This window comes from Enterococcus sp. C53, assembly GCF_040887425.1.
In the GTDB taxonomy this organism is placed as follows: Bacteria; Bacillota; Bacilli; order Lactobacillales; family Enterococcaceae; genus Enterococcus_B; species Enterococcus_B hirae.
The window spans coordinates 319705-344984 of the sequence record NZ_JBFOFT010000002.1 but is presented as its reverse complement, the minus strand read 5'-3'; the positions used below and the strand labels follow the sequence as shown (position 1 = coordinate 344984).

Sequence of the window (25280 nt, the reverse complement as noted above, 5' to 3'; positions counted from 1 at the left end):
CTTCACCTATTTCTTTCCTTCATTTTGGTTCGTAGGATTTCCTTGATTCGGTTGTCGTTTTAAGACTAAATCATCCGCCTTAATGAACCAATTGACGGTAGTTCCTTCCCGAAAAACATAATTGGCAACGGTATCCACGATTGGATTGACTAGCTCTACCTCTGCATCATAAGCAAACTCGCGTAAGGGTACATTTGCTGGAATACTAACTTGGATCATTCGACCTTGTGCAGAGGATTTCAAATTATAGGTCCGTTCTTTTACCTCATTACTAACCGTTCCGTCCTCATTTTGCTTGCGTACTTCCCGACGTAATGCGGAAAAACGTAATTTACCAAACGTTAGTCCTGAATCTACGACAATACCTTCTGTTAATCTCATCTTCTTTTCCTCCTATGCTTTCACTAAATCATCAACATACAACACGTAGTCGGTAAACCCACGATTCTCAATCTCATAGCCTTTGGCAACCAAATGGGGATTCACGGCTTTTAGTGGTTGGTCTTGATCAAAATCCTTTTCACCGGCTTCCGCAGCTACCACCACCTCAATATCATCGGCTCGCTGTTTACTGGAATACAAATGGTAACTACGACCAATTACTGTAGTATTCCGTCCATATCCTTCTGTTAAAACTTCGCCTTCGCCGGCATAGCTTATCTTTCCAAAGGTTTCGGTCATATCTGGCACAACAAATTTCAATTCCATCTTCTTTTCCTCTTTTCATTGTTAGTTTTGGATACAAAAATAGCGCAACCACTTTTTAGGAGGCGGTCGCGCACATTGGTTCTTCCTATTTAGTTGTTTCATCGCATCACCTTAGTTCCGGCGATTCCAGAAATAATAACCTGCTGTTGCAAAGATCAAGGTAAAGCCAATGAACAGTAATACATTGGAATTTTTCTCACCGGTTTGAGGGAATGTTTTCACTGTAGGACTAGATTCTTGAGAGTCACTTGGTGTTTCCGGTTGTTCCGGCGTACTTGGTGTGGTTGACACTTTTTTGGGAGTTAAGGTTTGAGATTTTTCTTTTAAATCTTCATTGTGTTTCCCATTGATATTTCCATCTTTGTCATAGTTAATTTCTTTGAAGGTAAAACTTGTACCTTCTGGATACTTTCCGGTATCCACTTTTTCCGCAAGTACGGTTTTGGTAAATTCTTTATCATTCACTTCGTAATCAATCTTACCAGATTTCCAAATTTCTTTGTTCGTACCATCTGGAAGTAAGGCATACAAAATTGTTTCAAAGGTTTCTTTTGAGCCGTCCAGTACATCATGAGTAATGGACACATCATCAAACATATCCAGCACATCACCATGAGTAAAGGTCTGAGAACCGTCTTCTAAGTGGGCTTTGGTTTGGATGGAAACATGGCGTTCCACCGTACAATTGACAGTTTGGGCTTGGTTATTCAAACTAGCATCCTTCGCTACTGGATCATCGCCTTCTTCAAAGGCTTCCTTGTTTTCATACACATAGTTGAACAAGACGATGGTTTTGTCTAAAACTTGTTCTGCGGTTAATTTATGCAGAATTTCCCAAGTTCCTGTTTTCTCTTTATTCGCCAAGGTAGCCGTTGTTTCGGCAATTACCACTGGTTTGGCTTTTTCATCTTTTTCTTGAGCGGCTTTTGTGGCTTCCACATCAATGGCTTGCGCTACCACATACCAGTCTTTTTTGATTTCATGAAGATTGTAACTCAATTTATCAACTAGCTCGGTAGAATCAAGCGTGGTTAATTCCTTGTTGCCGTCTCTCCAAGTCGCAAGGGAAGTCAAGCTATCTTCTTCCTCAGATAAATCATAGAGCATCAAACGGTTTAAACTTACCGAAAATGCTTTGCTAGTCAGCTTCTCGTAAGGAACAGTCACCGTCTTAATTGGTTGTTTTTGGCCTTTTTCGGTAATGATAAATACATACTCACCCTTAGTGTAATCCTCTTTATCTTCCTTAAAAGTAGAACGAATTTCCAATGGTACAATCTTTTGAAACCCTTCTGGCGCCTCTACTTCTTCAAATAAATAATCCCCATAAGGAAGATTTTCGAACTTGCCATAACCATCAAAACCTAATTGTTCGTTATAAGCTGTGGTCGCTTCATCTTCGGCACCTGTGATCTCATTGGTTCCTTCTAAGGGCGACACTTTAAAGGTTAAGTCATTAAACCCAGTTTCAGCAGTGCCAGCAGCTGATCCGGCGAATTTGAAGAAATCAAACCCAAAGCGAATGACTTGTTCTTTTGCCATAACATCTCGGGTAATCACAGCATTTTTTTCGCTATCATCCACCTTTTTGATGGATACAGGATACCTCGTTTCATCCAAGGTATATCCTTCAGGTGCTTTGGTTTCTTGCCAGTAATACTCATTGATGGCTAAATGTTTAACCGCAACTAGGTTCTTTTCATCTAAAACCAAAGTTACGGTTTCATCAGAAGCTTTCGTTCCTTTCACTAATTCTGGTTTAAAAGCCTCACTCCATTTAATAGCTTTTCCATCCTTAGCAGTAAACAAGGTGTATTCAGCACCCTCAAAGACTGCCTTACCCTGTGTTTTATCTCCAGTATCTTTGTCTTCTTTCGTCAAAGTGGTTTCGCCAGTAATTTCTTGGTTTTGCCCTTTTACGTTACTGGTAACGAGGGCCACCGTTTGATTGGCATACTTCAATTCAACTTTTACGGGTTTGAAAGTATTCACGAAACCATTAGATGCTTTGGTTTCTGTCACGTAGTAAGTTCCTAATTCCAACGCGTTAGCAATCTCTTTTGGTGTTTCCGCATGGCCTTTTTCATCTGTGGTCATTTCTTGGACGATTTCACCAGTTGGGCTATCCTTGCGAATGGCAAACGTATTGCCAGCTAAAGCGTAATTGTCATTCCAAAGATCACTCCCTGTTTCAATCCCGGTTTTATCCAGAATGATTTGACCTTTTTCTCGCGTATTTTTTGAAGTCACAGAAATGGTTTCACCTGCTTTAATCGTGGCAGTCATGGGGGTAGTATCAATCGTATAAGGCGTCGGCACTGATTTTTCAGTAATGGTTACTTTTGTGCCGTGAGGAATCCCATCTAAGGTAGCAATTCCTTCTTTATCGGTGGTTACCTCCTTTGCGGGTAAGTTTTTCCCAAAATCTAAATGGAAAACCGTTCCTGATACAACATCACCAGATTCTTTATCGACTTTTTTAATCTTCAAAGAACCCTCTGTTGCCACATCAATTTTAATTGTGTAGATATTCGGCTTATCAATCGCCCCGGCCATCAAGGTTTGTTGTCCAACCATTTTATAAGCGACTGGTGTTCCAGTTCCAGCAGATTTCTTAAGCGTTAACACACCATTTTCTTTAGAATTGGCATTAGGTGTAATCATCAATTGATTACCATTGACGCGATAATCAATGTTTGCAGTATTTTCCACAACTTCATCGAACTCTGACAAATTCAAATTATTCGTATCCGTTATGGTTGTCGATTGTCCTAAAACTGTTTTGACTGTGGAATTATGGAAGCTTGGTTTCTTCTGATAATCAGCAATGGCTTGATTAATTTTTGACTCAATGGTTGCGATATTTACGGCACTGCCATCTGGATGCTTCATAGAGTGAAGCGTATACCCATTGACCTCCTGCCAGATCATCTTTTGAGCAACCATTTGTGTATCAATGTCTGTACCAGCTTTCTTCCATAAAACGGAAACCAGTTTCGCTTTCTCCGACATATCTGGTAATGGGTTTTTCTCATATCCAGGAGTGAACTGATTATCAATCGGTACGCCCGGTTCAATACAGAAAATATCTTGTTTCAAACCATTGTACACAGCATAATGTGGAACGGTGACTTCTGACATAGGGCGGCCATCATTAAATGTTCCTTCAACAGCATATTGATGCGCTAAATCTAATTCCACGGTTACCGTTTGTGGATGAGTAATTTTATCGGCGAAGGCAATCGTAGGACCAATCACTCCGCCAATTGTTTGACCAAATAAAGCTAACGTTGCAAATAATCGCCAATTTTTAAATCTCGGCTTTTTCATAAAATAAAATCTCCTTTCAAAATTGGATAATAAAAAAGAGACATCCATTTCTGAATGCCTCAAATGTTTAAAACTATTCTTTTCAAAAATTATCAGATACCGTATATCAAAAACTCCAAAGAGACTTTTCCAATATAGGCATACTGAATGATGCGATCCGTATTCGGGATATCTTTTCCGTCCTCGTATTTATCCATCTTACATTTATTCATAAAGCCTTCCTTTCTTTTTGAACATAAAAAAAGACCCTCAATTTTTGAAAGTCTCATCGTAAAAATTTACGCTATTCATTCACCCAAGCTTCCAATAAATCCACAGTATCACTTTGTGGACGTAAAGTTTTATCATTTATAAAATCAACGTTCACAATCATTGGTAAGGACAAAGCTGTCCCAGTGATAATACAGATACCTTGTGATAAACCTGGAAGCATTGATTGAGAAACTCTATCTAGAGTCGATAAGGAATTATCAATTATTTGAAGATCTCGCTCATTCACTAGCTTGTGTAGAAAAAAATTATGAACTTGTGAGAGAAGTGTGGGTGAAATATCCGCCGGTCTTTGACTTGATAAAGTAAGGAAAAAACCAAATTTTCGGCCTTCTTTAATAATTTCCTCAAAAGTAGAAAGTCTATAATCCTTCCATGACGTATTGTCATTTCTTGATTGATCAGACAAAATGTTATGTGCTTCATCAATAACAAGATGGAAACTAACCTTATCTTTACTCGTCTTCTGTTCATCAAAAAACATCTTTGAAGTTAACATCGCTACAATTTGTTTAGCTTCTTGATTTAAATCACGCAAAGAAATTATCTCAAGAAATTTGACGTTGTCAATCTGTTCCACTATATCAATATACTTTTGGAAATCATCAATGCGGCTATCAATTCGCTTTAGAAGCGGATCAATATGATCAGATATAACGTTTCGATATAGTAAATCCTTGACTAATTGTAATTTACATCTAAGTTCAAATTCTTTGAATATATCCAATTTACTCCCCAAAATCATAGTTTCAATTTGAACAAGATTAACCACTTGAATGTGTCTGGACTCCCAATTTCCATCAAAATAAATATTACTTACAACGAATTTTGCAGAATCCTTGCCAGTATACACCCACGCTTGTTTTATTGGATCTAAAATTCCATCAAAATCATAAAATTCATCCAAAATATTAACAAGTCTATTTTTTAAATCCTTATTGGGAAAAGTCGTAAATATTTCTCGAAGTAAAGAACTTATCCACCTTTGAAGGGTCCCTTCACCAAAACCAAACTTATTTATCCCTTTAAGAACACGTTCCAAAAAAGGTTTTTGAGTTTGTTGAGTCGCTGAAAAAAGAATAGACAAGATTTCCGAACTAAAGAAGACATCCCTTTTAATCTGCAACCTTTTATCTGAAATCGTTCTAGTAGTCAATTCATATATATTTTTTTCGCTCCTAGGTACACCAAATGAGTTATCATGCACATACTCACCGTTAAAGTCTATGACAACAAATCTACTTTTCTCTCTTAGCATTGGGAACGGTTGTTTAAATAGCTCGAAGTACAATTTGTGAAGCGTATTTGACTTGCCACTACCAGTATTTCCAAAAATACCAATATGTGACGCAAAAAAGGAACTTATTGGTAAATTAACCTCAATTTGCTCATTTAAACTTTTCCCAATTTGAATTGTTTGATCTCCATTAAAATGATCGAAGCTATTTACATAGATAATTTGTGTCTCTTCAGATGTCGGAATTGAACAAATATTTCCAATCATTGGAATATATGTTGTACCAGTAGTGAAACAGTCTTCTAAAATATATCCAATAATTTGGATATCAAGAATTCTTTTGATGGTATTCTTACTGAATCTGTTATCCAACTGATAATTTTGCTTATTATTTTGAATATCCCAAATTGATTCAGAATTAACTCGGCCTATTATTTTAATAAAGTTTTGACGAATAACTACAAAACTATTTACACTTAAGTTTTTTATCACTTCACCATTATTAATATATGTCGCTTGGTTCATATCATCGAAAGTAACTGCTTTACACCTGATTCCGTTCACCTCAACAACTAGAGCAACCTCTATATTAGAATTATTCGTCATCATCTTCTACCTCCGTATATTGACTATCAATATACTTTTCAGAAAGATTTCCTTCGATAATCCTGTTAAAAGATTCAAAATCTATAACAGCATATTTATTATCGTAAACTGATACTTCTTCAGAATAAGTAACAATAGTACCATCATTAGATCTAATCTGATTTTTTTCTAACGGTAAGGGATTCTCTTCTTCGATTTCAGTTTGTTCCATAATGAAATCTGAAGGTGTTATAAACACAATATTGGATGGGATTGCATTGGTTCCAAAGCTAAATTGATTTATTATTTCACCTTTAGTACCATCTTTATAACAGAAAATGAATACCAATAAATTTGGATTATTTAAAGATCTTTGGACAATATCTGTTATATGCTCATCTAAAAATGAAAAACCAAATGCTATTAAAACAGATTGCTCCTTCTCAAGCTCATAAGATAGGAATCTCAGCATATTGAAATATTGTTCTTCCATTAGAGTAGACTGAAATTTTCTTTTTGTAGGCAAAACAATCTGTATTTCATTAATTTTTTCACTTATACTTTGTAATTTATCATAATACTTATTACCAAAATAATTAATTAAATCAATAGATTCATCCGTAGATGTACCAAGAAATTCATCAGTAGGTCTACCTAATACGACATCCTTTAACATTTCAACACTAAAAAGTAAGGAGTAAGTTGTATCTTGAATTATATCCTCTTGAAGTTCAGACCAAATTTTTTCTGATTCTTTAGCAGTTTCAATAGTACCTAAAAGACTATTGTCAACAAGCACCCTATCTCTCCCGAGAAAGTTTTGCTCATTCAACCAATTTACAGATCCATGACATTTCACCAAATTAATAGTTGGCAATTCGTTTGAATAATTATCAAAGGCCCCAGCATACAACATTGTCTTATTAAAATTTTCGGTACTAAGATATCTTTTCATATAACCGTTGGTCCCGTCATTAAAGAAAATTTTGGGATTCGATTCTATATTTTTTTCGACAGCTATTTCAAGAAACAAATCATAGTTCGTAGTAAAGACATTAGTTCGTCTTGGTGAAACACGACTATTTCTTAATTTTAGAAACTCCACGCAATTAAAAACAAATCTTGAATATTGATTCATTACAGAAGATCCAGGACCCAAGTGGTTTTCTAATCCATCTTTTTTTATATACTTAACTAATTTAGAATTATCTTTAATGGCTATATAATAAAAGATAAACATGACTAGTCTTTTACCTTTCTCAGTTAAATCGCTGCTAGTCATGTATTCCTCAATTTTTCCTAAGTTAGAAAAAAATGGTACCGAAGCTCCTGCTCCAAATAAGAATGTCGTTCTTTTCTCTGAAAGAACAGATCTAAGAGCTTTTACTTTTGAAATTGTCATAATAGTTCCCTCCAAAATTGGAATTCACTATTATTTTACCACCAATTCATAACAAACGATGATTCTCCTCAAAATTGTATTAAGATATTTTTTTAACATCTCAAACTCAAGTAATCTATTCTTTTTAAAAACTAATTTGCACCATATATCAAAAACTCCAAGGAGAGTTTTCCTATATAGGCATACTGAATAATGCGATCCGTATTTGGGATATCTTTTCCGTTCTCGTATTTGTCCATTGACCATTTTGTAATAGGCGGTGAAAAAAACTTTCCAAAGTCTTCTCTTTCTAAACGATAATCCCTTCGAATTTTTCTGAATCTTAGTCCCATCCGGAAAGAATCCAACTTTTCAAATTGGTTAATCGTATTTCCCCTTTTCAACATTTTTCTAAAAGTCTCTCCATATAAGATATAAGGAACAGTCACTTTCCCAAGATAGGCAACATTCATTAATCTTTCGATATCAGGAATATTCGTACCCTTTTCCCATCTATTCACAACATTCTTACCTGCTGGTCGAGTAAAGTTCTTACCAAATTTTTCCAGTGTCTCACCTCGGTTTTTACGAATCTCTTGGATTCTTTTTCCCATCGCTATTTTATCGACAAAGGGTAATTTAAACGTACCATTATCTTGATTTATATCCATCAAAATCTCTTTACCATCGTTAGAGAGGAACACAGCAATTTTTTGTTGCATTTCCTTCGATGGTTTTCTCTTTCCGTTTAAAACATAACTAAGTGATACTTCACTAGTCCCTACTTTAGTAGCCAACTCTTTATTGAGTAACTTGTTCATGTCTCTGTATGCAATTAGTTGATCAATAAGAAGCCCAACTCTATCCTTCTCATCTTTTAATAGAGTTTCTACATTCAGAATTTTACTTAGTGTATCATCTACATCTTTGGGAATTTTCCTTGTTCCTTTTTCATACTTGACTAAAGCACTTTGCGAAATCCCCGCTAAGTCGGCTAGCTTCGTTTGAGACATTTTTTTCACTTTCCTTAAAGATTTAAGAAATTCTCCACTTATATTTTCAGACATGAAAAAAGCACCTCCTATGAGATGCTTTCATCATACGCTGACGGTTAAAAACCTTCAAGGAAAATATTCCATTTTTGTTAATTTTAAAACTGCCGTGACAACCGTATGACAGTTTAAACTTTTTTAAACGGGTAAATCACGAATTTCACTCCACTCAAAAAGATTGATTTAATAGGGTTTTCAGTTGATAAAAAGCTATTTCACGTTATCTTGGTCATCCATTTTCAGAACAGCCATGAAGGCTTCTTGTGGGACTTCGACGCTACCGATTTGTTTCATTCGTTTCTTTCCTTCTTTTTGTTTTTCAAGAAGTTTGCGTTTCCGTGAGACATCTCCACCATAACATTTTGCTAAGACGTTTTTACGTAATGCTTTGATATCTGAACGAGCAACGATTTTTTGTCCGATAGCTGCTTGGATCGGCACTTCAAATTGTTGACGTGGAATTAGTTTTTTCAGTTTTTCAACGATTGCTTTTCCTCGTTCATAAGCAAAATCTCGGTGAACGATGAAACTTAACGCATCGACTTTTTCTCCATTTAATAAAATATCCATTTTTACTAACTTGCTCTTTTGATAACCGGACATTTCATAATCCAAGGAAGCATAGCCTTTCGTACTGGATTTTAGTTTATCGAAAAAGTCAAAAACGATTTCAGAAAGCGGAATATTATAAACGACATTCACTCGATAATCATCTAAATAATCCATTGTGATGAATTCTCCACGTTTTCTTTGGGATAATTCCATCACTGCACCGACGAAATCATTTGGAACCATGATTTGTGCCTTCACAAAAGGTTCTTCAACATCTTGAATCGTTACTGGTTCTGGAAAATCTGCCGGGTTATCGACGACTGTCATAGAACCATCTGTTTTATTCACATGATAAATTACAGAAGGTGCCGTTGTGATCAACTCTAAGTTGAACTCACGTTCCAAACGTTCTTGGACTACATCCATGTGTAATAAACCTAAGAATCCACAACGGAAGCCAAAGCCAAGGGCTTGCGAGGTTTCAGGTTCAAACTGTAGTGCTGCGTCGTTTAGTTGTAATTTTTCAAGTGCTTCACGCAAATCATTGTAGCGGGAAGTATCAATTGGATATAATCCACAGTAAACCATTGGATTCATTTTACGGTATCCAGGTAGCGCTTCTTCTGCTGGATTATCTGCCAACGTAACTGTGTCCCCTACTCGTGTGTCTTGGACCGTTTTGATGCTTGCCGTGATATACCCTACATCACCGACCATCAAGAAATCTCTAGCAACAGCTTTTGGTGAAAAGACTCCCACTTCTGTCACATCAAATGTTTTGCCGTTACTCATCAATTTGATTTTATCGCCTGGTTTGACCATGCCGTCTGTGATTCGAACATTCAGAACGACTCCTCGATAACTATCGTACACGGAATCAAAGATCAATGCTTTCAAAGGGGCATCCAGCTCGCCAGATGGGGCTGGTACATATTCAACGATTTGTTCAAGTATTTCTTCAATCCCAATTCCTGCTTTAGCACTAGCCAGAACTGCCTCACTGGCATCGATTCCGATAACATCTTCGATTTCTTGACGTACACGTTCTGGATCAGCAGCTGGAAGATCGATTTTATTGATGACTGGCAAAATTTCCAGATCATTATCCAAAGCTAAGTAAACATTTGCTAATGTTTGAGCCTCGATTCCCTGTGCCGCATCAACTACTAATACCGCACCTTCACAGGCTGCTAAACTCCTTGATACTTCATAAGTGAAATCGACGTGCCCAGGGGTGTCGATTAGATGGAAAATATAGGTTTCGCCATTTTTGGCTGTATAATTCAATTCGACAGCATTTAATTTAATCGTGATTCCACGTTCACGCTCTAGATCCATTGAGTCTAATAGCTGATCCTGCATTTCACGAGACGTCACAGTGTTCGTCTTTTCCAGAATACGATCGGCCAGCGTTGATTTTCCATGGTCGATATGAGCAATGATCGAAAAATTTCGAATTTGCTCTTGTCGTTGTTTCATTTTTTTTATATCCATAGCGTCTCCTCTTTTCGTTTAATCAGCACCTCTCATTATATCAATGAAAAGCATGAATTTAAAGACTTTTTACCTAGTCAGCTTTAGAAGTTTTTTTTATGAAAATTTGCTATACTAATAACAAGTAAATAATTGGAGATGAAAGAATGGATGAAAAAGATTTCAGAGAAAATCTTGAATTAAAACCTGTTACTGAAAAAGATGTTGATCAATTCAATGAGTTATTGTCTTATGTCTTTCAAGTAACAGAAGCAGACATCGAAGAAAGTGGTTTTGAAAGCAAAGGGGCATTTATTCGCTCCAAGCGCCCAATTTTGGAACTATCGGAAGTATTTGGCTGGTTCCACCATAACAAATTGATTTCTCAAATTGCGATCTATCCATGTGAAGTCAACATCCACGGTAAACCATACAAAATGGGTGGCGTTACCGGTGTCGGAACGTATCCTGAATATGCAAATCATGGATTGATGCAAGATTTGATCTTGGTTGCGTTAGATAATATGCGCAAAAACAAACAATGGATCTCTTATCTTTATCCCTATAGCGTGCCTTATTATCGACGCAAGGGTTGGGAAATCATGTCTGATAAGTTGACATTTAAAATTCGTGATACCCAATTACCGAAGAATGTTCCTGTGGATGGAATGGTTGAACGATTACCAGTAGATCATCCAGATGTTTACCGAGTGTATCAGAAGTTTGCGGCTCAAAATCACGGTGCTTTGTTTCGTAGCCAATTTCATTGGGAAGAATATTGGCGATTTGAAAATAAAGAGGAACGGACAGCTGCGATCTACTATAGGAAAGAGCATGAACCAATTGGTGTTTTATTTTATTGGGTCGCTGAAGAAATTTTCCATGTTAAAGAGATGTTTTACTTGAATCAAGAAGCTCGGAATGGTTTATGGAATTTTATTTCAGCACACTTTTCAATGGTTTACTGGGTTCACGGTGATATCTACAAAAATGAACCACTGGCTTTCTTGATCGAAGATAGTCAAATAAAAGAACAGATCGAGCCTTATTACATGGCGAGAATCGTAGATGTCAAAGAGTTTCTGAAGCAATTCCCCTTCGTTTCTACTGCGAAACCTTTTCACTTTATTGTCGAGGACCCTATCGCCTCATGGAACAATGGTGTTTTTGGGTTGGTCTGGAACGAAGACGGACAATTGGATGTCGTGGACGAACCTGTCGGACAATCGGTCCAGTTGTCCATTCAAACATTAAGTTGTTTGATGATGAATTATCGTCGCCCTTCTTATCTTGCAAGGATCGAACGAATCAAAACGGATGATGAAACACTTAAAACACTTGAATTGATTCTTCCAAATATGGAAGCTTATTTCAGTGACTATTTCTAAGAAAAGGACGATGAAAATGAATATTTATTTTGCTGCACCACTTTTTGCAAAAAGTGACTTATTATATAATGCGAAACTTGTAGAAGAAATCAGGAGTCTTTCCAATGAATTAACCATTTATCTTCCGCAAGAAAACGAAGCGATCAATGATAAAACAGCCTATGCTGATAGTCAGATGATTGCTTTAGCCGATACAGAAAAGGTGTTGGAAAGTGATTTGATGATTGCACTATTAGATGGTTTGACCATTGATCCTGGTGTTGCATCCGAAATTGGTGTTGCCTATGCTAAAGGGATTCCTGTCATTGGATTGTATACAGATAGTCGGCAACAAGGCGGTACCCACCCGCAAAAAATTGCTGCTTTACAAGAAGTAGCTGAAAACCAATTCCATTATTTAAATCTTTATACAATTGGGTTAATCAAGCTAAATGGCGCTCTCGTAACTAGTGAAGAAGCGTTACTCAGTCAAGTAAAGACTTACTTAGATGGAGGTTTGAGCCATGAATAAGACAATGAAAAAAATCCAACTTGCACTTGTTGCTTTTGGTGTGTTTGTGGTTTGTTATAACCTTTATGAATTTATCACTAAAAAATATTCAACTACTCAGGGAGTTACTTTCATCATCGAATCTTTAGCTGGGATTCTATTGATTTTTCTCCCTCAGATCGTTAGAAAGATCGCAAAATTATACGTTCCAGATGCCATTGTTTTATTTTATTGGTTTTTCTTGTTTATTTCCGTGTTCTTAGGTACCGGTATGCATTTGATCAGTATCATTTCATTCTGGGATAAAATTTTACACGCCGTTAGTCCTATGGTGTTGACTGCCCTAGGTTACGGATTGATCGGCTTATTATTGAAAGATGCACCAATTGCGAAGACTAGTCCATGGTTGTTTTTACTGTTTGGTTTTGCCTTTGCTGGCCTCTGCGGCGTGTTTTGGGAATTTTGGGAATTTCTCTATGATCAATTCTTAGGAATGAATCTCCAACGGTTTGCCGCTTCAGATGGCACCTTATTTGTCGGACGAGCTGCTTTGATGGACACGATGGGTGATTTATTCACAAATACGATTGGTGCATTAGTCATGGGAATCTTTGCTTGGACCCAAGGAAGAAACAATCGTGATTATTTTGAAAATTATCGGTTGAAAATTTTGAAATAGAGCAAAAAAAATATCACATTAAAGAATTGTGACAAAAATGAGATGCTTCCTAAAAATTGTGCGTGAAAACGTCAATGGTTAGGTGGCATCTCATTTTGTCTCACCCACTTATTTCTTATCATCAACCCTTACGGTTATTTTGTTACCATTCCCAATGAAAATTGTACTTATTGATAAGGGTTAAAATGATGGGAACAAAGAAGATATTTACCTGCCCACTCCTATTTATATAGGGAATAAAAACATTACCTTATGAGTAGATGAACTTGGAAATAACGATTGAGATCAACTTATTTTATGAATGATTTTTTCAGACTTATGACTAAATTACAAAAAAACAATAAAGCTAGGTGGTTGACCTAACTTTATTGTTTTTTTTGAGCTTAGATGGTGTGTGGCTCAACTAAACATTTGATCGATTCTACTGTTTGCCAACACCCGTTTTCTTGCGAAAGCTTACCGTTTCTTTACTCTTCCGTGTCTTCAAGTTCTTCCGTTTGGAAATGAAGTTTCTCTGCTAGCAAGGTAATCGTTACTTTAGATTTTGGTAAGATGTGTCCTGCTACGATTTCTTTGGCTAATGGTGTTTCTACTTCTTTCGTAATAAAGCGTTTCAATGGTCGAGCCCCGTATGCTGGTTCGTAGGCATTTTCAGCGATCCATGTTTTGGCTTCGTCGCTGATTGTTAGATGAATTTCTTGATAATCCAATCGTTTTGCCAATTGTGCCACCATTTTATCAACGATTCCTTTCACATTTTCAAGACTTAATGGTGTGAATAAAATCGTATCATCGATTCGATTTAAGAATTCTGGTTTGAAATGACCTCGAAGGATCGTTCTTACTTGTTCTTCCACTTCTTCAGGGATAGTGCCATCTGCTGACACTCCTTCTAATAACAGTTGAGAACCAATGTTGCTGGTCATGATAAGAACGGTATTTTTGAAGTCAACCACACGTCCTTTAGAATCAGTTAAACGTCCATCATCTAATACTTGTAACAAGATATTGAAGACATCTGGATGGGCTTTTTCGATTTCATCGAGTAAAACGATCGTATAAGGATTTCTGCGAACGGCTTCCGTCAATTGTCCGCCTTCTTCATAGCCAACATAGCCTGGAGGAGCCCCAACCAAACGAGATACGGCATGTTTCTCCATATACTCACTCATATCGATCCGCACCATGTGTTCTTCAGAATCAAATAAGTTTTCTGCTAAAGCTTTCGCTAATTCTGTTTTCCCAACTCCGGTTGGTCCTAAGAATAAGAAAGAACCTAGTGGGCGGTTTGGATCTTGCAATCCTGCTCGAGAGCGAATGACCGCATCACTGACTGCATCTACTGCTTCATCTTGTCCAATCACACGTTTATGCAATGTTTCGTTGAGCTTGATTAGTTTTTCTCGTTCCCCTTCCACTAATTTTGTGACTGGGATACCAGTTAAACGTCCAACCACTTGCGCAATTTCGTTTTCAGTGACTGATTCTTGAACCATTTTGATTTCACTGTCTTTAGCTTTTGCTTCCAATTCCTTTAATTCTTTTTCTAATTGAGGAATCGTTCCATGACGTAGGACAGCTGCCCGTTCTAAATCATAGTTGTTTTCTGCGTCTTCTAATTCATGTTTGGCTTTATCGATTTCCGCACGTTTAGAAGAAACACTATTGACTTCTTGTTTTTCTGTTTCCCATTGCATTTTCATCGAGTTTGCTTCTTCACGAAGATCAGCTAACTCTTCTTGTAGATTTTTCAAACGTTTTTTACTTGCATCGTCTGATTCTTTTTTCAATGCTGCTTCTTCGATCTCTAATTGCATCAAGCGACGAGTCACTTGGTCTAGCTCAGTCGGCATAGAGTTCATTTCTACTCGGATCGTTGCACTTGCTTCATCGATCAAATCAATTGCTTTATCTGGTAAAAAGCGGTCTGTGATATAACGGTCAGATAAAGTTGCAGCAGCGACTAATGCATTATCATGAATGTTGACTCCATGATGAATCTCAAAACGTTCTTTCAATCCTCGTAAGATACTGATTGTATCTTCTACTGTCGGTTCTTTGACTAAGACTTTTTGGAAACGTCGTTCTAATGCTTTATCTTTTTCCATATATTGACGATATTCATCTAATGTAGTAGCACCGATTAAATGCAATTCACCTCGAGCAAGCATTGGTTTCAATAAATTTCCAGCATCCATGCTGCCTTCAGTTTTCCCTGCACCAACGATATTATGGATTTCATCAATAAATAAGATGATTCGTCCATCACTTTTCTTGACTTCTTTCAGCACAGCTTTTAATCGTTCCTCAAATTCACCACGGAATTTAGCACCAGCAATCAATGCCCCCATGTCTAATGAAAAGATCGTTTTATCTTTCAAGTTTTCTGGCACGTCTTTTCGTACGATACGTTGTGCTAACCCTTCTACAATTGCTGTTTTACCGACACCAGGTTCACCAATCAATACTGGATTATTCTTGGTTTTACGAGATAAGATACGGATAACATCCCGAATTTCTTCATCACGTCCAATGATTGGATCCATTTTCCCGCTTCTGACTTGTTGAACAAGATCAACGCCGTATTTTTCTAATGCTTTGTATTGTTCTTCTTGATTTTTAGATGTCACCTTTTCTCCTCCTCTCATGTCTTCGATATTTTTACGTAACTCTTTTTCTGATAAACCATTTTTGGTCAAATAAACTGTCAATGGATAATTTTTCAATTTCATCAAGGCTAAAATTACAATCTCTGTTGAAAGAAATTCATCGCCAAAACTTTCTCTTAACTGCTCTGCTTCATTTAATAAACGGAATAGATTTTGGCTTAGATTCTGACCATATTGGACGTTTCCCCCTGAAACTGTGGGATATTCATCTAATACACGATCTACTTCCTTTTCAAACGTATCAACATCCATTCCCGCATCAGTGTATAGATTGCGCCCAAAATGGTTTGGTTGTAAAAAAATCTTCCACAAATGCGCAATATCAATTTCTTGATGTTTTCTTGTGACAGCGATTTGTTGCGCTTCAGCAATCGCTTCTTGAAGCGTGGTTGTCATTTTTTCAATGTTCATTTTACTTACCTCCTGAATATAAAATTTCAATATTCAATATGATACATCTCGTTCCAATAAACATTATACCTCTTTGGTCAGTCTTGGTCAAAAGATAACCTCGCTTATTTTATCGAAAATAAGTGATCAAAAAAAACACAACAGAGGCCTCTTGGATGGACTTACTGTTGTGTTTTGGATCTAATAATATGACTCAATACAATTGCTGTAATGGTCAATTTGATTATTTTTTATTGTTTTTAACATCTTGGATCTCTTGTTTGATTACCTTTCGACGATCAGCAATCACGTAGAATAACCCATAAATAAAAGGTAAGATAAATGAGCTAAACCGATACAGTAATAAAGAAGAAAAAGCATCTACGGTTCCCACAAGTGGTCTGAATAACAACAGATAGACAAATTCAAATGAACCGATTCCAGCTGGGGTAGGGATGACACCAGATAAAACTACCGCAAAACTGATAAATGAAAAGGTCAAGAGAAAGTCGATCGTGGGATGGTTTTCAACCAAAAAGAGATAGGGCATGATATACCAAAAAATAAGTTTGACCATATTCCAAAAATAGATGCGTAATAGAGCTGTTCGATCTTTGACAATTGTCTGGACAGTTTCTCTCAACGAATAGATTTGTGTATTACATGTATCTACCCAACCTCTGATGCGTTCACTTCGAAACAGTTTGTTTGAGATACTCATAAAGAAAATTTGTAGATTCAGACTCATTGAGACCATCAATAAAAAGGCAATGATCACCCCAGTTAAAATAATGCCAGCAATAATGAACCAGATCATGTTTGGTCCTTTGGAATAAAATAGAGAGAACTGGATGATCAAACCAATGATCGCATAGGTAATCACGGCTAATTTATACATAATCATATGCAACGCAGTGACACCTGCACCTTGTGAGTATTTCATTCCTTTTTTATTATAAAAATAAATTTCTGAAATCAAAGTGCCTGTTCCAAATGAAACGATTCGATAAAATGCAATATAGCAAGATGTCCAAAAACCATCACAAGTGGAAAATGTTGGTTCGAAAGGCTGGGCAATCTCTTTGATTGAACGCCCTTCTGCCACCTGATAGATCGTTCCTAACAAGAATGCCGCTACCAGAACGATAAAGCTTGTAGACAGCAATTCAGCGAAAATATCTGCAAAAGATTGGTTGATCAAATAATAAATAATGGCAAAAATTCCAATCAATAAGAATAGATTTAACGCTATTTTCGTTTTTGCACCTTTTGTCGCCATCAATTACTCCTTAATGAAAAAAATAAATCAACAGTAAATCCACCAATACACCCAGTACAAATCCTACTGTAAATTTCTTTTTTCTCGTTTTATGATGGAATACTTTACGAGAAATTAATCCCCCAATTCCACCGCCTAATAAACTAACAAAAATCAAATTATTTTCTGGAACGCGCCAACCGCCTTTTTTTGCTTGATACTTATCGTAACCCATCAAACAAAATAAATATAAATTGACAATCACTAAATAAAACCACAAAGGATTGTGTAGTAAAGCTTCCATACGTGTTTCCCTCCACCTCTAGCACATCATTTTTGCTCTTCTTTGGGAGCAAAGACCGACAACCCTTTTTTGACTACGACTAATTCGATAGGCAGATTATCTGTCGTATCACCATCTGTACGAGTACCAACTGATTTCTCCCGTGCTTGGATATTGATTTGACTAGCAGTCAAATAATTGATACCTGGGACAGAGTAAATTTTTCCTTTGATTAAACGAGGCAAATAAAAAACAAATCGAAAAATATCTAAAGATGGGATGATTGTGACATGAAACATACCATCATCGGCTGAAGCTGAATCATCAAAATTCGTATAACCACCTACTGAGTTAGACATTGTGACTGTCAATAATTGTGTTTTTCCTCGCCAATGTTCTTTTTCTGTTTTGATATCTAAATGATACTTTCTCTTTTTTAATAATAACTTGATGAACCGTTTGATAAAAATCCAAGAACCATATTTTTGCTTTTCTTTTTGACTGATCCAAACAGCTGTATCTGCCAATATACCGATCGTTAAAGTTGAGATAATGACTTCATCATTGACTTTTCCATAATCGATTTGACGGATTTGTCCCTCTAAGATAATGTCTGCAGCTTTTTCCTTTTCTAATGGAATACCGAGAACACGGGCTAAATTATTGACTGTTCCTCCTGGTAGTAGTCCTACTTGATAATGCTCAAGTTTATCTTGAAAAGCCTGTACAATATGATGGATCGTACCATCGCCTCCGATTACGATTAAGGTATCTGCGTGCGTTTCTTCAGCTTTTTTGACTAATGTCTCATGCTTGATCGAAGGACCTGTTTCCGTTAGATTGATGATTAGTTCTGGTCGTTTCTTTAAGGCATATTCTTTAAACCAGCTTGCTAATTTTTCACCTTCATCTTGTCCTGAGCTTTGATTATAAAAAACTAGCAATTTTTCCATTTCTTTCTTCCTCCCATTTTTACACAAAAACCAAGGGGTCAGACGTTCCATTGTTGGAATACGCCCACCCCCAGCTAAAAGGATAGATCCACTTCGTTCACTTACTTGATCCATCCACGTTCCTATTTGATTTTATACGTTTGTATTCAATTCTGCAATTTTTACAATCACATCTGTTGCTTTTTCCATCACTTGAAGAGAAACAAACTCAAATCGGCCGTGCATATTTTCGCCACCTGCGAACAAATTAGGCGTTGGAATGCCTAGATAAGAAATTTTCGATCCATCTGTTCCACCTCGTACTGGTTCAATCACAGGCTCGATTTCTAAATCGATCATCGCTTGTTTTGCTAATTCAACAATGCTCATATCTTTTTCAATAATTTCTCGCATATTATAGTACTGATCATACATATCAACTTTCACACGTGTCTGATCGAAGCGACTATTTAGTTTTTCTTGGATTTCACTAATTTTCGCTTTCCGTGCTTCAAATTTTTCTCGATCGTGGTCACGGATAATATAACTCATAGTTGCTTCTTCGACATTTCCATTTAATCCCATCAAATGGAAGAACCCTTCATAACCTGTCGTTTTTTCTGGGACTTCATCTGCTGGTAGTTGATTATGGAAGTCTATGGCTAATTGTAATGCATTGATCATCGTATCTTTGGCTGTACCAGGATGGACATTTTTTCCTTGAATTGAAATATTAGCCTGAGCTGCGCTGAATGTTTCATATTGTAATTCGCCTAAAGGTCCACCATCAACGGTATAGGCAAAATCAACATCAAACTGCTGGACATCAAATTTATCTGCTCCTACCCCAATCTCTTCATCTGGTCCAAAAGCTACTTTGATCTCACCATGAGGGATAGTTGGGTTTTTCAGCAGAATTTCCATTGCGGTCATAATTTCAGCGATCCCAGCTTTATCGTCCGCACCTAACAACGTACTGCCATCAGTTGTGATCAATGTGTGTCCTTCGTAGTTTTTCAAATTAGGGAAGTCTTTGGTATTTAATGTATAATGTTCTTCACTATCTAGAACAATCGTTGATTCCCCATCGTAGTTCTCAATGATTTGTGGATTAACATTTACTGCATTGAAATCTGCGGTATCCATGTGGGCAATGAAACCGATCGAGCGAACTTTCTTTTCAATGTTACTTGGCAATGTTCCTATAACAAATCCATTTTCTTCATTGTAAAATACATTGGTTAGTCCTAAATCTTCTAATTCCTTTTTTAAGACTTGCGCAAAAGCGACTTGTGTTTGTGTCGAAGGAGTCGTTTGACTACTTTCATCAGATCTGGTTTCAGTCTTAACATAGCGTAAAAAACGTGGTAAAAGATTTTCGTACATACAACAGCTCTCCTTTAGTTAAATTGAAATGGGTTCGTATCCGTTTCTGAAACAAAGAAATCAACGGTCCAATTTTCTTCTTGTTTCCATTTCTCAAATTTTTCGACAAACTTTTCTTTACATAAAGATTCAATATAATGACCTGGATCAATCGCAATCAAGCCTGCACTTTGCATATCTTGAGCTGTGTGGTAATAGATATCTCCAGTAATATAAACATCCGCTTTTTGAGCTAATGCGTAAGGATAGAACTTTTCGCCGCTACCACCACAAATGGCGATTCTTTTAACAGTGCTATTTGTATGAGTTGGACGAACAACTCGTAGCCCTTCTAATTGGAAGACTTCTTTTACTTTAGATACAAAGGTATCTAAATCAAGCGCTTCTGGTAATTCTCCGATTCGACCGATCCCCCAGGTTTGAGTCGGTTCGTCAATTGAAAACAAATCAAATGCTACTTCTTCATAAGGATGGACACGATACATAGCTGATAACACTTTTTCCTCACGGTCTTCAGGAAAAATCACTTCCACTTTAGCTTCTTCTACCTTTTCTAGTTGACCGTTTTTACCAATTGCGGGATGTGCCTGTTCATTCGGTCGAAAACGACCTTCGCCAATACTGGTAAAACTTGTATGATCGTAATGACCTTGTTCACCCGCACCAGCCTCAGCTAAAGCCTTACGTAATTTGTCAGCGTCTTCGATCGGTACATAAACAGCTAGTTTTTTGTAATGCCTTGTATGTGTCTTTAACAAATAATTTTCGACATTGATTCCTAATGCTTCACAAAACCAATCATTCAATCCATCCTCGATAATATCCATATTGGTATGTGCTGCATAGACAGAAATATCATGTTTTAATAAATCAGCATACATTTTTTCTTGTGGATGATCCGTTGTTAATCGTTTAATTGGTCGAAATATGGGAGGATGTTTAGCAATTAACAAATCAATCTTTTTTTCGATGGCTTCTTGCACAACTTCTGGACGAACATCTAACGTCATCATTATGCGTTGAATCGGTTTATTTAATGTTCCGAGGTGTAGCCCCACAGGATCTCCTTCTTCAGCCAACCATTGAGGACAATATTCTTCAAATTTGCGAATAAATTCATTACCGTTGATCGCCATTAAGCTAAAACCTCCTCGATCATCTGGATTTCTTTTTTTATCGCTTCAACACGTTCTTCTTGGTTCTGTGCTTGTGCCAATTGTTTTAAAATCGCTTGTCTTTGTTTTAATTCTCTTTGCCATTTCTTTTGGAAGACCACTGTTTTTCCTTGCAATAAAAATGGACCAAACAGAATCTCTTCCTCATTATAGATATGTTTCGTCGGTGTTTTTTCAGCTACAATGATTTCATAGATTTTTTTGTTTTCCTCTAAAATCTCTTCTGCAATGATTTGATAGTGATTATCTTGCAACCATTTTCTCACTGCTTGCTCGCCAATATTTGGTTGGAGAATCAAACGCTCCTTCCCTGTTAAACGATGCTGTTTGGCGCCTGCTTCTAAAATATCTCGAATCAAAGCCCCACCCATACCAGCAATCGTGATCGCATTGATCTGATCTGTTGGCTCAATCGCATCTAATCCGTTAGCTAAACGAACAACGATCCGCTTTTCTAAACCATTTTTCTGTACTTGCTTTTTTGCTGACTCATAAGGGCCTTTCACCACTTCGCCAGCTACAGCAAATTCAATTTTATCCTTTAACATTAATGCAACTGGCAAGTAAGCGTGGTCAGAGCCAATATCTGCTAAAAACGCTCCTGTTGGGACATGTTCTCCCACTAATGCTAAGCGTTTCGATAAATCTAAGTGGTTCATACCTTCACTCCTTCCCCCTCATTATAACATTTTCCCTATAAATGAAGGAGATTTGAAAAAGAAAAATTTCAAATCTCCTGATGAGCTATTTGCTTTTACGAAACGTTTAACACTGACTATTCAATAACTCTTACCTCAACGATCGAATTACCAGGAATTTGCGGAGGGATTGACATTGTCATAATTGGTTTTTCTTTTAAAGTAAACTTGATCTCGTCACCTTTTTGAAAAGATTCCTTACCTCCGACTAATTGATCATTCGAAACATTTAGTGTTACACCATCATTATCAAAAGAGGTTCCAATATTCTCGGGGTCTTCGATTTCATCTACATTGACCACTTTGATTTGAATGGTATCATCGACTGAATCATCAATACTTTCAATTTCACCCTTAAAAATACTTTGTCCTTCGTTAGAAGAATCCTTCGCTTTAGTCGTTGTTTCCGCACTAATCGAATCGATCGATGCCTCATTTTTATCTCCATTACCACAACCTGTTAGCGAAAAAAGTAACCCTGTCGCCAACAAACAAGAAAAAATCACTTTCATATCTTTATCCTCCGGCTAATTATTTACATTACTTCAATTGATGATCGTTCTTTGACTTTTTATTTAGTTGACGATAATCAATACATTCTGTTTTTAGTCGTTCAATTTTGTTTTTGATACTTGTTCATCAGAAATTTATGGTTGTCTTTTTTCGTTACCATGATGACTATTGATCAGGCGTAAGCTTCTGTAATCATCACTCTATCCAGTATGACACCACTTTTGTAGCTTGTTACGATCAATAAAAGTGGCGTTAAGTATGAATTCAGATACACTTTCATCTCAAATTATGAGTTTCTTGAATAACTAAGTGAACATCGAGAGTCATTGAAAAGAGAATTATTTGCAGACTTCTCTCAATTAATTGTTTGCATTGCTTATTTTCCTACCCATCAAAGCAATAGGCAGGAAATATGGCAATAACTAATTCAGCAAAAAGCTTTCTCGATCACATCTTCTAAGCCTACTAAGGCTACAATTATGACTTCTATGCTTTCTCTTTTCGCTAGCCATTTCTCCGATTGCGTCCAGTCATTTCAATTTCTTTTGTCAAATAACGAATCCGTTCCATGATTCGTTTGGCTTTCAATGGTTCTTCATCTCCACGCTGTGTCACAGCAAGATGTTGCTCCAATTCATTCATTGTAAAATTGGAAGAGAAAAAGGTTGGCAGTTGCTCTTGCATTCGATATTGCAAAATCACACCAAAGACTTCATCTCTGATCCAACTACTCATGGCATCAGCGCCAATGTCATCCATCATTAAGATCGGTGAACGTTTGACTGCATCTAGTTTTTCTGCGACTTGATCTTTTCCAATCGCTTGTTTTATTTCAACAGCAAAAGTTGGAAAATGGACAAGTGTAGTTGTAAAGCCTTTAATGGCTAGTTCTCTGGCAGTCGCTCCTAAAAGATAGGTCTTTCCTATTCCAAAGCTGCCAACTAAATAGAGTCCTTTGTGATAGTCTTTGGGACTTGCACTATAATTTTCCACAAAGTCTAATGCTTCAAAGCTCGCATAGCTCCGTCCATCGGTACGCTCAAAATTATTGAAAGAAGCATCTTGGATATCTTTTGGCATATCGACAGCTTTGATCCGGTTCCTGATTTCTTCTTGTCTTTTCTTCGCCAATAAGGCTTCTGTTGGAACATAAGTCACATCGACATAATGAAAATTCAAGGTTAGCTTGGGCTCATAGCCAGGAGCGATCATCGTAGGGTCATTTTTTTGGTATTTTCGTTTTTCTTGGACAAATTCATATAGTTTTGCATAACTTTTTTCGATATCTGCTTGTGTTAATTCATCTTTGTGATCCGCCAAAAAGGCTTGCACATCTGGATCGTTGAGGACTTCTTCGATCATTTCAGCAAATTTTTGTTGATAATTTCGCTGGCTGATGATCCGCTTTAATTCTTTTCCTACATCTTCCATTAGCTATCTCCCTCCTTCTTGGCAAAATATTCTTTGAATCGTCGTTCGATCTCCGCTTTTTTCTCACTACTGATTTTTTTCTCTTCTTTAGGCTGGTTGACCCAATCCGGTAATTTCTCACGACGAACGTTTCGACGATTAGTTGAATAATTCTGGTTCGTATTTTTAGTATTTTGTTTGACTTTGCTATTGGTTTTCCGAATATGTTCAATGGCTTCTTCTGGGGTCATGATCTTTTTTTGTGCCCATTCGTTAGCGATCGTGTTGACAAAGCTTGCGGTTAAGCTAGGACGATCTTTGATTACTAAGACATAATTGATCAGGATATTGATCAAACTATTCGACAATCCCGATTGTGAAACTAAATCCTGTAAAAGCCAAGTTTCTTGTTTTGACACATAGCCGCCTTTTGCTTGTTTCAGTGCCTCTAAATATTTCATTGGCGGAATGCTTTTGGCTTCGTTCACTAACTGTAGTGTCGCATTTGTCAGAGCAGTTGCTTCCTTAGGTGTCTCATTCTGATTGGCAGAGGTTGCTTCTTCATTTTGATTAGCCAATGTATTTGTTCGCTTCGTCTGTTGGTTCACCAATACGATGCGTTGAAGCTCTTTGACAGATACTGTCTGCTCAGAAAAATCATACGCTTGTACGACCCATTCACCTAATGTCAACTCATCCACGCCATAAAGTAAATGATACATTGTTAACTGTTCCTTCAATGATTCATCTAGATTCATGATATGTTTTTTTGCCAACCAATCTGTCAAAAAGCGCCAATCAAGAGTGGATTGTTCCATGGACTTCCCCAGATCAGTTGATTTGGTTGTAAATGACTGTTGGTTTCCCTCGAGTTTCTCTTGATCTGCAGCATATGTTTTTTCATTAAAGCGATATACTTCTAAAAATTTCTTCGTGATCTTTTGATAATCATTCGTCGAAAAATGTTCCGGCTGAAATAGTTGGATCAACTGATCGAAACGCCGTTGACCGACTTTTTCTAATAGCAGAAAAGACAATAATGTATCTTTAAAAAATGCTAACGGTTCAATTGGCTCAAGTAACTCATAAATAAAACATCCCCCTAAGCTAGGGTCTTCTTTGAAAAAAACTTCTAAAAGTCCGATCCCTTCTAGTTTTTTTCGTGCTTCATAAAGCTGAGGAATACCACAATTCAAGCTACTTAACAGATCAGCATGTAATCCTTCCGGTCCAACGCCTTTTTGTAAAGGAATTTCTGATAGTAAGGTAAAATACAAACTCAAAGCTTCACTGCCGATTAATGGCTGGTAGAGATAAAGTAATGAGGATTTCCCTTCTTCTCTTAGCGGATAGCTTTTTCTTCCTTGGTAGATATTTTTAGGTTGAAGCTCTTTCCATGCGTTATCCAAGGAATTTGGCCT

Annotated in this window: 20 protein-coding genes and 1 pseudogene; 3 read left to right on the top strand and 18 right to left on the bottom strand. The window is 36.9% G+C overall.

Going from position 1 to position 25280, the window contains the following annotated elements:
* Positions 1–6: 6 nt before the first annotated feature.
* From AB3I42_RS04445 to lepA, 8 genes and pseudogenes are all read right to left on the bottom strand, one after another.
* Complete coding sequence (locus AB3I42_RS04445) at positions 7–381, bottom strand: YdcP family protein (protein ID WP_002335604.1); 375 nt, start codon at positions 379–381, stop codon at positions 7–9.
* A gap of 12 nt (positions 382–393) precedes the next feature.
* The gene (locus tag AB3I42_RS04440) at positions 394–708 is read right to left on the bottom strand and encodes a YdcP family protein (protein ID WP_010708789.1); all 315 of its coding nucleotides are present in this window, start codon (positions 706–708) and stop codon (positions 394–396) included.
* Between the two features lie 111 nt (positions 709–819).
* On the bottom strand, positions 820–4038 hold the full coding sequence (gene fss3 / locus AB3I42_RS04435; RefSeq protein ID WP_368022315.1) for a fibrinogen-binding MSCRAMM adhesin Fss3: 3219 nt from the start codon (positions 4036–4038) through the stop codon (positions 820–822).
* Positions 4039–4130: 92 nt separating this feature from the next.
* Positions 4131–4235: pseudogene (locus AB3I42_RS04430) on the bottom strand (transcriptional regulator); the annotation flags it as partial.
* Between the two features lie 86 nt (positions 4236–4321).
* Positions 4322–6154, bottom strand: coding sequence for an ATP-binding protein (locus AB3I42_RS04425; protein ID WP_368022314.1), 1833 nt, complete (start codon positions 6152–6154; stop codon positions 4322–4324).
* Complete coding sequence (locus tag AB3I42_RS04420) at positions 6141–7532, bottom strand: hypothetical protein (protein WP_368022313.1); 1392 nt, start codon at positions 7530–7532, stop codon at positions 6141–6143. The genes AB3I42_RS04425 and AB3I42_RS04420 overlap by 14 nt, the downstream gene beginning before the upstream one ends.
* Positions 7533–7663: 131 nt before the next feature.
* On the bottom strand, positions 7664–8578 hold the full coding sequence (locus AB3I42_RS04415) for a helix-turn-helix domain-containing protein (protein ID WP_368022312.1): 915 nt from the start codon (positions 8576–8578) through the stop codon (positions 7664–7666).
* Positions 8579–8773: 195 nt separating this feature from the next.
* Positions 8774–10609: a translation elongation factor 4 gene (gene lepA / locus AB3I42_RS04410; RefSeq protein ID WP_368022311.1), complete on the bottom strand. Its 1836-nt coding sequence runs from the start codon at positions 10607–10609 to the stop codon at positions 8774–8776.
* Between the two features lie 146 nt (positions 10610–10755).
* Between lepA and AB3I42_RS04405 the strand changes: the two genes are divergently transcribed.
* The 3 genes from AB3I42_RS04405 to AB3I42_RS04395 are packed head-to-tail and all read left to right on the top strand — an operon-like array spanning position 10756 to position 13145.
* Positions 10756–11976: an enhanced intracellular survival protein Eis gene (locus AB3I42_RS04405; protein ID WP_081123278.1), complete on the top strand. Its 1221-nt coding sequence runs from the start codon at positions 10756–10758 to the stop codon at positions 11974–11976.
* A 16-nt stretch (positions 11977–11992) separates the two neighbouring features.
* A complete protein-coding gene (locus AB3I42_RS04400; RefSeq protein WP_010719051.1) occupies positions 11993–12487 on the top strand; it encodes a nucleoside 2-deoxyribosyltransferase in 495 nt (164 codons plus the stop codon).
* Positions 12480–13145: a hypothetical protein gene (locus AB3I42_RS04395; RefSeq protein ID WP_368022309.1), complete on the top strand. Its 666-nt coding sequence runs from the start codon at positions 12480–12482 to the stop codon at positions 13143–13145. The genes AB3I42_RS04400 and AB3I42_RS04395 overlap by 8 nt, the downstream gene beginning before the upstream one ends.
* A 467-nt stretch (positions 13146–13612) precedes the next feature.
* Here the strand turns inward: AB3I42_RS04395 and clpB are convergent, their stop codons facing one another.
* The 10 genes from clpB to AB3I42_RS04345 all read right to left on the bottom strand — a co-directional run bounded on the left by clpB (position 13613) and on the right by AB3I42_RS04345 (position 25268).
* Complete coding sequence (gene clpB, locus AB3I42_RS04390; RefSeq protein ID WP_368022308.1) at positions 13613–16225, bottom strand: ATP-dependent chaperone ClpB; 2613 nt, start codon at positions 16223–16225, stop codon at positions 13613–13615.
* 223 nt (positions 16226–16448) lie between these two features.
* Positions 16449–17483, bottom strand: a complete 1035-nt coding sequence (locus AB3I42_RS04385) for a lysylphosphatidylglycerol synthase domain-containing protein (protein WP_010737670.1) — start codon at positions 17481–17483, stop codon at positions 16449–16451.
* Positions 17484–17493: 10 nt separating this feature from the next.
* Positions 17494–17766, bottom strand: a complete 273-nt coding sequence (locus AB3I42_RS04380; protein ID WP_010719047.1) for a DUF1294 domain-containing protein — start codon at positions 17764–17766, stop codon at positions 17494–17496.
* A gap of 26 nt (positions 17767–17792) precedes the next feature.
* Positions 17793–18698 carry a diacylglycerol kinase family protein gene (locus AB3I42_RS04375; RefSeq protein ID WP_181933827.1) on the bottom strand — a complete coding sequence of 302 codons (906 nt, stop codon included), beginning with the start codon at positions 18696–18698 and terminating at the stop codon, positions 17793–17795.
* Between the two features lie 132 nt (positions 18699–18830).
* Entirely contained in the window at positions 18831–20063 is a 1233-nt protein-coding gene (gene pepT / locus AB3I42_RS04370; RefSeq protein ID WP_010737672.1) for a peptidase T, read from the bottom strand.
* Positions 20064–20077: 14 nt separating this feature from the next.
* A complete protein-coding gene (locus AB3I42_RS04365) occupies positions 20078–21199 on the bottom strand; it encodes a Nif3-like dinuclear metal center hexameric protein (RefSeq protein WP_010737673.1) in 1122 nt (373 codons plus the stop codon).
* Positions 21199–21897 (bottom strand): tRNA (adenine(22)-N(1))-methyltransferase TrmK, encoded by a 699-nt coding sequence (locus AB3I42_RS04360; protein ID WP_010719043.1) that lies wholly within the window; start codon positions 21895–21897, stop codon positions 21199–21201. The genes AB3I42_RS04365 and AB3I42_RS04360 overlap by 1 nt, the downstream gene beginning before the upstream one ends.
* Before the next feature lie 116 nt (positions 21898–22013).
* Positions 22014–22448: a lipoprotein gene (locus AB3I42_RS04355; RefSeq protein WP_010737674.1), complete on the bottom strand. Its 435-nt coding sequence runs from the start codon at positions 22446–22448 to the stop codon at positions 22014–22016.
* Between the two features lie 505 nt (positions 22449–22953).
* Positions 22954–23880 carry a primosomal protein DnaI gene (gene dnaI, locus AB3I42_RS04350; protein WP_368022305.1) on the bottom strand — a complete coding sequence of 309 codons (927 nt, stop codon included), beginning with the start codon at positions 23878–23880 and terminating at the stop codon, positions 22954–22956.
* Entirely contained in the window at positions 23880–25268 is a 1389-nt protein-coding gene (locus AB3I42_RS04345; RefSeq protein WP_010737676.1) for a replication initiation and membrane attachment family protein, read from the bottom strand. The genes dnaI and AB3I42_RS04345 overlap by 1 nt, the downstream gene beginning before the upstream one ends.
* Positions 25269–25280 lie beyond the last annotated feature (12 nt).

Bases quoted from the DNA above. Each gene is read 5' to 3' on its own strand.
- AB3I42_RS04395 (WP_368022309.1), top strand. From the start codon at position 12,480: ATGAATAAGACAATGAAAAAAATCCAACTTGCACTTGTTGCTTTTGGT.
- AB3I42_RS04380 (WP_010719047.1), bottom strand. From the start codon at position 17,766: ATGGAAGCTTTACTACACAATCCTTTGTGGTTTTATTTAGTGATTGTC.
- AB3I42_RS04355 (WP_010737674.1), bottom strand. From the start codon at position 22,448: ATGAAAGTGATTTTTTCTTGTTTGTTGGCGACAGGGTTACTTTTTTCG.
- AB3I42_RS04425 (WP_368022314.1), bottom strand. From the start codon at position 6,154: ATGATGACGAATAATTCTAATATAGAGGTTGCTCTAGTTGTTGAGGTG.
- AB3I42_RS04445 (WP_002335604.1), bottom strand. From the start codon at position 381: ATGAGATTAACAGAAGGTATTGTCGTAGATTCAGGACTAACGTTTGGT.
- AB3I42_RS04420 (WP_368022313.1), bottom strand. From the start codon at position 7,532: ATGACAATTTCAAAAGTAAAAGCTCTTAGATCTGTTCTTTCAGAGAAA.
- AB3I42_RS04375 (WP_181933827.1), bottom strand. From the start codon at position 18,698: ATGGAAAAATTGCTAGTTTTTTATAATCAAAGCTCAGGACAAGATGAA.
- pepT (WP_010737672.1), bottom strand. From the start codon at position 20,063: ATGTACGAAAATCTTTTACCACGTTTTTTACGCTATGTTAAGACTGAA.
- AB3I42_RS04385 (WP_010737670.1), bottom strand. From the start codon at position 17,483: ATGGCGACAAAAGGTGCAAAAACGAAAATAGCGTTAAATCTATTCTTA.
- AB3I42_RS04400 (WP_010719051.1), top strand. From the start codon at position 11,993: ATGAATATTTATTTTGCTGCACCACTTTTTGCAAAAAGTGACTTATTA.
- dnaI (WP_368022305.1), bottom strand. From the start codon at position 23,880: ATGGAAGATGTAGGAAAAGAATTAAAGCGGATCATCAGCCAGCGAAAT.
- AB3I42_RS04365 (WP_010737673.1), bottom strand. From the start codon at position 21,199: ATGGCGATCAACGGTAATGAATTTATTCGCAAATTTGAAGAATATTGT.
- AB3I42_RS04360 (WP_010719043.1), bottom strand. From the start codon at position 21,897: ATGAACCACTTAGATTTATCGAAACGCTTAGCATTAGTGGGAGAACAT.
- AB3I42_RS04405 (WP_081123278.1), top strand. From the start codon at position 10,756: ATGGATGAAAAAGATTTCAGAGAAAATCTTGAATTAAAACCTGTTACT.
- clpB (WP_368022308.1), bottom strand. From the start codon at position 16,225: ATGAACATTGAAAAAATGACAACCACGCTTCAAGAAGCGATTGCTGAA.
- lepA (WP_368022311.1), bottom strand. From the start codon at position 10,609: ATGGATATAAAAAAAATGAAACAACGACAAGAGCAAATTCGAAATTTT.
- AB3I42_RS04415 (WP_368022312.1), bottom strand. From the start codon at position 8,578: ATGTCTGAAAATATAAGTGGAGAATTTCTTAAATCTTTAAGGAAAGTG.
- fss3 (WP_368022315.1), bottom strand. From the start codon at position 4,038: ATGAAAAAGCCGAGATTTAAAAATTGGCGATTATTTGCAACGTTAGCT.
- AB3I42_RS04440 (WP_010708789.1), bottom strand. From the start codon at position 708: ATGGAATTGAAATTTGTTGTGCCAGATATGACCGAAACCTTTGGAAAG.